Genomic DNA, 2,945 nt, shown 5'->3' with positions numbered 1-2,945 from the left:
GCCCAAGACGTGCGACTTCACCACCGGCAAGATCATCCTGCAGCAGGAGATCAGCCGTGAGCAGTTGGCCAAGTTGCTGACCGAGGGCAAGACCGATCTGCTGACCGGCTTCAAGTCGGCACGCACGGGCCGCAACTTCAAGGCGTTCCTGGTCAAGCAGCCGGACGGCAAGATCGGCTTCGAGTTCGAGCCGCGTGGCGAAGGCAAGGGCAAGCCCGCTGCCAAGACCGCGGCGAAGAAGACGACGGCCTCCGCCAAAACGCCTGCTGCCAAGAAGGCTCCGGCCAAGACCGCGACGAAGACAACTGCGAAGACCGCCGCCAAGAAAGCCCCGGCACGCAAGAAAGCCGCAGAAGCCGAGACCGACGAGGAAAGCACCAGCGAAACCTGATCGGCGGGTGTCGTCAGCACCAACGCAAACGGGAGGACAGTGTCCTCCCGTTTTGTTTGCGCGTTCGCGGTGGAGCCTAGGCGGCTTCGCTCAGGCCCCGGCCGGCACGTGCTTCGCTGTGCTTGACCTCCATCGCCTGGGCCAGCATGTAGTCAATGAAGGTGCGGACCTTCGTCGGCAGGAACTTGCGGCTCGGATACACCAGCGACAACGACCGGTGCGGCAGCTTGTACTGCGGCAGCACGCGCACCAGCTTGCCCGATTCCAGATCCGGCCGCGCCATGTACGACGACAAGATCGCGATGCCCATGTCGGCCAGCACGGCGCGGTGCATCAGCTCGGCATTGCTGGTGACCAGCGACGGCTGCACCGGCACCGAGATCGACTGCCCGTCAGGCGTGTTCATCTCCCACTCGTGGCGCAGCTGCGGATGCCACATGGCGATCACGCGGTGCTCTGCAATGTCCTCCGCGCGCTGCGGCGTGGAGTGCTGGCGCAGGTAGGCCGGCGTGGCAGCCATCACCATCTCGGCGGAGATCATGCGGCGCGCCACTAGGTGCGAGCCCAGGCCGAGTTCCGACACCATGATGCCGACATCGCGGCCGTCTTCCACAATGTCGATCGGGCGATCGGACAGCGCCACGTCAAACGTCACCTCCGGGTAGAGCTGCTGGAAGCGCGCCAGCAGCATCGGTAAGACGTGCAGCCCGAACATCACCGGCGCGACGATGCGCAGGCCGCCCACCAGCGCCTGGCTGCGCGAGGTGGCGAGCGATTCTGCCTCATCAATGTCGAGCAGGATCTGCTGACAGCGCTGCAGGTAGGTTTCGCCCACGTCGGTCAGCGACAGGCTGCGCGTGGTGCGGTTGAGCAGGCGCGTGCCAAGGTGCGCCTCCAAATCGGCCACGTAGCGCGTGACCACGGCATTGCTCATCGACAGATGCTGGGCCGCCCGGGCGAAGCTGCCAAGCTCCACCACTTTGGAAAACACCCGCATCGACTGCAAACGATCCATTCCAGCCTCTCACATGATTTGTTGTCAAAAATAGAACAAATCTGTCGTGACAGCAAATTTTTGATGTTGTCTACGCAATTCACTGTGTCGGCCAATTGACTGAATGTGAGTGCACGCTTCCATTGAGATAACCACATTCTTTACACTCTGTGGGCATTGCTGCCGAGGCTGCGTATCAGCCTTCTCCCTGATTGACGTCGAAGCAGGTTTGCGCCGAGACTCTATACCGAACGGTAGATTTTTGGCGTCTGTCCTGTCTGAGGTCACGTTTTGCTGCGGTTTCGGGTGGAACGTTGTCTTGCGCAAATCGATACGGCAACCGCAAGGCGGGCTGGTCATACTCGAACAATGGATGCCACAAGACCCGCCCCGCATGAGCGCCCCGGTATGAGGGCAGCCATCACGGCCAACGCATTGCCCCGCGATGCCGACCGCCGAGGAGACGCCACATGACGATCCAGAACCGCGAACCGGTCCACTACCTCGCAGGCGAAATGCCGCTGCACCGGTATTGCGCCCACCATGCGCAGCAGACGCCTGAACGTATCGCCCTGCTCTGGTACGGGCGTACGATCTGCTGGCGCGAGCTGGACCAGCTTGCGACGCGGCTGGCGGTGCAGTTGCAGCGGTTGGGCGTGACGCGCGGCGACCGCGTGGCGCTTTTCCTGCAGAACTGTCCGCAGGCCATCCTGGCGCATCTGGCCACCGCCAAGCTGGGCGGCATCGTTGTGCCGTGTGGGCCGCTGTCGCGTCAGCATGAGTTGCGCGACCAGCTGGCCGATTCCGGCGCGAAGATCCTGGTGGCTGCGGCAGACTTGATGCCGATTGTCGAGGCTGCGCGGCCGGGTACGTCGGTTTCCACCGTCATCACGACGCGCTATGCCGATCTGCAGCCGTCGCAGCCGGCATGCCGCAAGGCGCTGGCTGTGCCGCCCGAACTGATCGCGGCAGATGCCTCGTCCGCGCCGCCGCTCAAGAACAAGCCCGGCGCCGCGCAGCTCGACCTGATGCAGCTGCTGGCTGAGCCCGTGGACGTGGCCGAGCGCAATGCCGTGACCGCCATCCAGGTCGATCTGGACGAGGTGGCCCTGATGATCTACACGTCGGGCACCACCGGCCGGCCGAAGGGCGCGATGCTCACGCACCGCAACGCGTTGTACAAGACCGCCGTGACGGCGCAGGTGAGCGGCGTTCAGGCATCCGACGTGCTGCTGGCAGTGGCGCCGCTGTCGCATATCGCCGGCATGCTGATGGGCATGAACGTGATGCTGTATTCGGGCGCGACCACCATCCTGCTCTATCGCTTCGACCCGCTGGCTGTGCTGCAGGCCATCGACCGCTACCGCGTCACGCGCTGGTACAGCATGACGCCGATGAACCTCGCGGTGATGGCGCACCCGGATGCCGCGCAGTACCGCATGGAATCGCTGGTGGCCAATCCGTGCACGAGCTTTGGCGTGACGCTCACCGAGGCGATTGCCGAGCAGTGGCGCGCCTTTGCCGGCCGGCAGTGCAGCATCTACGAGGCGGCCTACGGCC

3 protein-coding genes are annotated in these 2,945 nt (G+C 64.1%); 2 read left to right on the top strand and 1 reads right to left on the bottom strand.

Annotated features, from left to right (window positions below; all coding sequences use genetic code 11):
• Positions 1–391 (top strand): topoisomerase C-terminal repeat-containing protein (locus JHD73_RS27300; RefSeq protein WP_199033264.1); only part of this gene is annotated, 391 nt, incomplete at its 5' end.
• A 76-nt stretch (positions 392–467) separates the two neighbouring features.
• Here the strand turns inward: JHD73_RS27300 and JHD73_RS27295 are convergent.
• A complete protein-coding gene (locus JHD73_RS27295) occupies positions 468–1,406 on the bottom strand; it encodes a LysR family transcriptional regulator (protein WP_199033263.1) in 939 nt (312 codons plus the stop codon).
• Positions 1,407–1,855: 449 nt separating this feature from the next.
• Between JHD73_RS27295 and JHD73_RS27290 the strand changes: the two genes are divergently transcribed.
• On the top strand, positions 1,856–2,945 hold a 1,090-nt coding region (locus tag JHD73_RS27290), incomplete at its 3' end, for an AMP-binding protein (protein ID WP_199033262.1).

The organism is Ralstonia sp. ASV6 (assembly GCF_016429285.1).
In the GTDB taxonomy this organism is placed as follows: Bacteria; Pseudomonadota; Gammaproteobacteria; order Burkholderiales; family Burkholderiaceae; genus Ralstonia; species Ralstonia flaminis.
Note: the sequence above shows the minus strand (reverse complement) of the source record. Positions and strands in the feature narration are given on the sequence as shown.